We start from the raw sequence: 5608 nt of genomic DNA, 5'->3' as shown, positions 1-5608 counted from the left end.
TAGGTGATGGCGTGATCGAATTCCTGCTTTTCGTCGGCCTTGGGCAATTCGCCATTCAGCAGCAGGTAGCAAACTTCCAGAAAGTCGCTCTGTTCGGCAAGTTCGGCGATCTTATAGCCGCGATGCAGCAGAACGCCTTCATCCCCATCGATATAGGTGATGGTGCTTTCACACGAACCCGTGGCCATAAAGCCCGGATCGTAGGTGAAATAGCCGAGTTGGGGGTAGAGAGCGCGGATATCAATAACTTCTGGCCCGAGCGTGCCGGGAAGAACCGGGAATTCAGCCGTTTTACCCGTAGCATTGTCAGTAATCGTCACCGTTTTCTTAGGTGTGTTACTCATCTCTCATCCCCTTTATATTTTGGACCTTTTCTACCGTAACCGATCGAAGCGGTACCCGTTCGTCATCGACCCTCCCCCAGGGTCCTAGGCCTTAACGCCGTTAGGCTGCTGCGGGCGCAGCGAGCGCATCGGCGATCCGTCCGCAGGCTTCGTCGCGCCCCAAAATTTCGAGCACGTCGAAAATCGGCGGCGATACTGTGCTGCCGGTGAGGGCGGCGCGCAAAGGTTGCGCGAAATCGCCCAGTTTGGCAGAAGCCTGTTCGGCGAGCGCCCGGATTGTGGCTTCCAATGCGGCAGCCGTCCAGTCGCTTTGCGTTTCAAGGGCAGTGCGCGCCTGCGACACGAGGTCTCGGTATTTTTCCATCATCGCGGCGGCTTTGGCATCGAGAACCAAGGGGCGAGCTTTGAAGTAGAACAGCGCGCCTTCCGCCAGTTCCACGAGGGTTTTGGCGCGCGGTTGCAGGCCGGGAAGGGCGCGCAGCAGCAGCGCGCTTTCGGCGTCCGTCAGCGCGCGGCCCAGCCTTTCGGTCACGAGGGGGGTTACGGCGGGCAGCAGATGCGCTGGCGTCGCTTCCTTCATGTAATGGCCGTTAACGTTGGCGAGCTTGACGAAATCGAAGCGCGACGGCGCGCGGCCGACAGCGGTAATGTCGAACAGGTTAATAGCGCGCTCGGTGCTAATCACCTCTTCGTCGCCATGCCCCCAGCCGAGGCGCAGCAGATAATTCCGCATCGCTTCGGGCAGATAGCCCATCGCCTCATAGGCTTCAACGCCCAGCGCGCCGTGACGCTTGGAGAGTTTCGCCCCGTCCGGTCCATGAATCAGCGGAATATGGGCGAAGGTCGGAACCTCCCAATCCATCGCCCGATAAAGCTGCACCTGCCGAAACGTATTGGTTAGATGATCGTCGCCGCGAATGACGTGGGTGATATCCATATCGTGATCGTCAACGACGACCGACAGCATATAGGTGGGCGTACCATCGGCGCGCAGCAGCACCATATCGTCAAGCTGGGCATTGGCGACGGTCACGGCCCCCTGAACCTGATCGTTCACGGTGGTTTCGCCAGTTTGCGGCGCTTTTAGGCGAATGACGAAGGGCGTATTCGCCGGGGCCTCGCTGGGGTCGCGGTCGCGCCAGCGACCATCGTAGCGCACCGGCTGGCCTGCGGCGCGTTGGGCTTCGCGCATCGCCTCCAGCTCTTCGGTCGTCGCATAGCAGCGATAGGCACGGCCCTGGGCGAGAAGCTGATTGGCGACCTCGGCGTGCCGTCCGGCGCGGGCGAATTGGAACACCACCTCGCCATCCCAATCGAGCCCCAGCCATTTGAGGCCCTTCATAATCGCCTCGACCGCTTCCGGGGTTGAGCGCTGACGGTCGGTATCTTCGATGCGCAGGAGGAATTTGCCGCCCAAATGCCGGGCGTAGAGCCAGTTGAACAACGCCGTGCGTCCGCCGCCGATGTGGAGAAAGCCGGTGGGCGAGGGGGCAAAGCGTGTAACGATGCTCATGCAGAATCCATAACCACAAGGAATAAGTGCCAACGGTCTAGCATGTTGCGCGGCACAACGAAACCCGATTATCGGCGTCATCCGGTCTGGACAGGATTGCTAAAACTGGAATGATGGGCGGGGATCGGCGGTTTTCGTGTAATATCCCTGTGATTTTTACCGGTTTTTTTCCGGAGGATGGCCTGCGATGCGGACGGCACCGATCCAACTGATGTGGGGGCATTGGCTCGCCCAGTGGATCGGGATTCGTCAGGCTTTGCAGGGGCTTTGGGCGGCGCAGGCGGATCGGTTCGGCCTGTGGGTGCCGGGGTGCTTGGGGCTTGGCATCGGGGTTTTCTTCGGTCTGCCGCGCGATCCGCCGCTCGGGTTGCTTTTTTTGCCGCTGGCGGGGGGCGTGGCGCTGCTGCTGACCCGTCGGGCGGCAACCTGGATCATTCTCAGCCTGCGCGCCGTCGGTTTCGTCGCCTGCGGTTTTGCGGCTGCACAGGTACATAGCCTGCTGACCGCGCCGGTTGGCTTGAGTTGGCCGCTCACCGTCCAATGGTATGGGGCGGAGGTTGTGGCGGTCGGGCGAACCGAAACCGGCCTTCGCCTCACGTTGACGGGCTGATGCGCGATGGAGCTGCCGTGCCGGAGGTCGGTGACGGGCGCGTGCGGCTCACGCTGCGCGCGGGCGAGGCTCCCCCGGTCGGCGCGCGGGTTCGGGTGCAGGCGGTGCTAACGCCGGTGCCGCCGCCCCTGGCCCCGGGCGGGTTCGATTCACGACTGGCGCAGTTTTTCCAAGGCATTGTTTGGGCACGGCACCATTTATGCGCTGGAGGTTCAGGCGGGCGGAGACGTGCCGTTTCTGACCGCTGGGCGGGCGGCGCTGGCGGAGCGCATTCGCCAGCACGTCCCCGGAGTGGCGGGGGAAATCGCCATTGCGCTTGCGGTCGGCGATCAAAGCGGGATTGAGGGGCCGGTACGCCTCGCCATGCGCGACAGCGGGTTGACGCATATTCTGTCGATCAGCGGGCTCCATATTGGGCTGGTGGCGGCGCTGGCGATGGTGTTCACCCGGCGCGGGCTGGCCCTGGTTCCGGCGATTGCCCTGCGCGTCGATACCAAGAAGCTCGCGGTTTGGCCGACGGCGGCGCTGGTTCTGCTCTATGGCGTGCTGGCCGGGTGGGACGTGCCCGTTCAGCGCTCGGTGATTATGACCGGCGTCGTGCTGCTCGCCATTCTGCTCGACCGCACGCCGCTGACCCTGCGCACAGTGGCGGTCGCTGCCGTGTTGGTGCTGCTGGGCTCGCCGGAGGCGCTGCTGAACCCCGGCTTTCAAATGTCGTTTGCGGCGGTGATCGCGCTGATTTCGGGCTATGAAATTATCGGCCCCTGGTTATCGCGGTTGCGCGCGGCCTATGGTGGCATTCTGGGGCCGGTGATCGCGGTCGGCTCGGCACTGCTCACGTCGCTGGTGGCGACCGTGGCGACGGCCCCCTTCACGGCCTTTCATTTTCACACGATTGCCCTGTATGGAATCGTCGCCAACCTGCTGGCGATTCCCTTGACCGGGCTCGTGATTATGCCGGGGGTCGTACTCGGGTTTCTGCTGCTGCCGTTCGGCCTCGATGCCTGGGGCTGGGGCCTCGCGGGGATGGGGGATCGATGGCTTGATTGGCCCTGGCGGAGGCAGTCGCCGGGCTGCCCGGCGCGTCGATCCCGGTGCCCGCTTTTTCCGAAACCGTACTGCTGCTGATCGTTGTTGCCGGGCTCTGGGCCTGCCTTTGGACCGGCGCGCTGCGCTGGGCGGCTCTCGCCCCCTTGGGGGTGGCCCTTGGCCTTGCTGCCGTCACGCCGCCGCCGTTTTTGCTGGTCGGCGGGCAGGGCGGCACAATTGCGGTCCCCCGCGCCGATGGGGTGGTGGAGATTTTCGGCTCAACGCCCAGCGCACTCCCGGCACGGGTACTGGGGGAAGCGTTGGCCGCGCGTCGCCTCGTTGCGATGGGCGGCGTGGGCAGTCTTGCTACCTGCGATCCCTGGGGCTGCCGTTTTCCGACCGCGCGGGGGCCGCTGGCCCTTACCCGTCATCCGGCGGCCCTGGCCCAGGATTGCCGCGAGGCTTGGGGGATTATCGCCAGCGCGCCGATTCGCACGCCTTGCTCAGCCCCGGTTTGGCGCGAGTCGCGGCCTTATCTTCAGCGACAATCCCCCTTGCGCATCGATTTGATCGACGGCAAGCCGCAGTTTACCGCCACGCGCCAGACCGGGCGGCGCTGGATGCCGCCTGCCCCTGTCCGCCGCGTACCCCCGGCTCAGTAGCGCCGCAGCAGCCCGACAAGTTTGCCTTGAATGCGCACGCGATCCGGGCCGAAAATGCGGGTTTCATAGGCTTTATTGGCAGGCTCCAGGGCAATCGACGCGCCCTTGCGCCGCAGCCGCTTGAGCGTGACTTCCTGATCGTCCACGAGGGCGACGATAATCGCGCCGTTTTCGGCAGTATCGCAGCGGTGAATGATGGTGATATCGCCGTCCAGAATCCCTGCTTCAACCATCGAATCCCCGGCCACTTCCAGGGCGTAATGGTCGCCCTTGCCGACGAGATGGTTGGGAATATCGATCATCGCCGTATCGCGCGTCGCCTCAATCGGCAGACCGGCGGCGATGCGGCCATAGAGCGGTAGACTGGTGTGATTGGCCGCCGCGCGCGCCATGAAGGCGGTCGCGACCGGGCTGCGCATCAAGGCACGGGCATAGCTGCGTCCGGGCTGGCAACCGGCGCGACGGGTTGCGGATTGGCGGCGGCTTCCGGCAGGCGCAGAATTTCCAGCGCCCGCGCCCGGTGCGGCAAGCGGCGGATGAAGCCGCGCTCCTCAAGCCCGGTAATCAGCCGATGAATCCCGGATTTGGAGCGCAGATCGAGCGCTTCGCGCATTTCATCGAAGGAGGGCGACACGCCGGTTTCCGCCAAACGCCGATGAACATAGAGCAAAAGCTCGTGCTGTTTGGGGGTGAGCATGGCCCGCCGCTCCTTTCCGGTTGAGTCTCGTTCCGTTCTATGTTCATTCGCAGGCCCGCGTCAAGCAGGAAGAGAACCCGCCGGGAACAAAATTACCGAAACCAAGTCTCCTGCCGCTTTTGCGGGGTCAAAGGGCGGGCGTACCAGCAATCCATCGGCGTCCGCGAGAACATTCATCATCGCGCTATCCTGAATGGGCAGTGGCGTGATGTGCCCCGCGACCCGCCGGGCGCGCAGATAATCCTGTCGCCCATCGTTGGCGGGCAGGGGCACGCCGAGCGGCAGGTGCACGCTGGGCAACGCCTGACGCGGCAACCCCAGCAGGCGCTCGATACTGGGTTTGAGGAACAGCAGTGCGCAGACGATCGTCGAAACCGGGTTGCCGGGCAGCCCCAGGAAGGGCCGATCGCCAAATGTGCCGAAGATCAGCGGTTTGCCGGGGCGCAGCGCGAGTTTCCAGAAATCGACCGACAGGCCAACCGCGCCAAGCCCCTGCTGCACCAGATCATGATCGCCGACCGAGGCGCCGCCGGTGGTCAGCAGCAGATCGCAGCCTTGGGCATTCTTCGCCGCCTCGGCCAGCCCGCCGAGCGTATCCGGCGCGACAGGCAGCAATATCGGCGCGCCACCGAAGCTGCGAATAAGCGCGGCCAGCGCATAACTATTGGAACTGACGATCTGCCCCGGCGCGAGCGGATCGCCGGGCCGTCGAACCTCATCACCCGTCGCGAGAATGGCGACACGCGGGCGGCG

6 protein-coding genes and 2 pseudogenes are annotated in these 5608 nt (G+C 64.3%); 3 read left to right on the top strand and 5 right to left on the bottom strand.

What is annotated here, in order from left to right; all coding sequences use genetic code 11:
• Both VZ95_RS18805 and gltX read right to left on the bottom strand, forming a co-directional pair.
• Positions 1-344 (bottom strand): citrate/2-methylcitrate synthase (locus VZ95_RS18805; RefSeq protein WP_332308139.1); only part of this gene is annotated, 344 nt, incomplete at its 3' end.
• A gap of 100 nt (positions 345-444) precedes the next feature.
• Positions 445-1857 carry a glutamate--tRNA ligase gene (gene gltX / locus VZ95_RS18800; protein ID WP_045777223.1) on the bottom strand — a complete coding sequence of 471 codons (1413 nt, stop codon included), beginning with the start codon at positions 1855-1857 and terminating at the stop codon, positions 445-447.
• A 187-nt stretch (positions 1858-2044) separates the two neighbouring features.
• Here gltX and VZ95_RS22480 point away from each other — a divergent pair, with 187 nt between their 5' ends.
• From VZ95_RS22480 to VZ95_RS22470, 3 genes are all read left to right on the top strand, one after another.
• Positions 2045-2467, top strand: coding sequence for a hypothetical protein (locus VZ95_RS22480; protein WP_052711943.1), 423 nt, complete (start codon positions 2045-2047; stop codon positions 2465-2467).
• 228 nt (positions 2468-2695) lie between these two features.
• Positions 2696-3595: a ComEC/Rec2 family competence protein gene (locus tag VZ95_RS22475; RefSeq protein ID WP_198148403.1), complete on the top strand. Its 900-nt coding sequence runs from the start codon at positions 2696-2698 to the stop codon at positions 3593-3595.
• On the top strand, positions 3562-4158 hold the full coding sequence (locus tag VZ95_RS22470) for a hypothetical protein (RefSeq protein WP_198148402.1): 597 nt from the start codon (positions 3562-3564) through the stop codon (positions 4156-4158). The genes VZ95_RS22475 and VZ95_RS22470 overlap by 34 nt, the downstream gene beginning before the upstream one ends.
• On the opposite strand, the pseudogene lexA reads toward VZ95_RS22470, so the two are convergent.
• The 3 genes and pseudogenes from lexA to VZ95_RS18785 form a co-directional block, all read right to left on the bottom strand.
• A pseudogene (gene lexA, locus VZ95_RS29495) lies at positions 4152-4526 on the bottom strand (transcriptional repressor LexA); the annotation flags it as partial. The gene VZ95_RS22470 and the pseudogene lexA sit on opposite strands and share 7 nt — an antisense overlap.
• Positions 4527-4645: 119 nt before the next feature.
• Positions 4646-4855 (bottom strand): annotated as a pseudogene (locus VZ95_RS29490) (LexA family protein); the annotation flags it as partial.
• A gap of 60 nt (positions 4856-4915) precedes the next feature.
• A partial coding sequence (locus VZ95_RS18785) for a molybdopterin molybdotransferase MoeA (RefSeq protein WP_045777222.1) occupies positions 4916-5608 on the bottom strand: 693 nt, incomplete at its 5' end.

Origin of the sequence: Elstera litoralis (assembly GCF_000963705.1) — a bacterium.
Classification (GTDB): Bacteria; Pseudomonadota; Alphaproteobacteria; order Elsterales; family Elsteraceae; genus Elstera; species Elstera litoralis.
Note: the sequence above shows the minus strand (reverse complement) of the source record. Positions and strands in the feature narration are given on the sequence as shown.

Excerpts from the sequence above, each read along its gene's own strand:
- gltX (WP_045777223.1), bottom strand. The coding sequence starts at position 1,857 with ATGAGCATCGTTACACGCTTTGCCCCCTCGCCCACCGGCTTTCTCCAC.
- VZ95_RS22480 (WP_052711943.1), top strand. The coding sequence starts at position 2,045 with ATGCGGACGGCACCGATCCAACTGATGTGGGGGCATTGGCTCGCCCAG.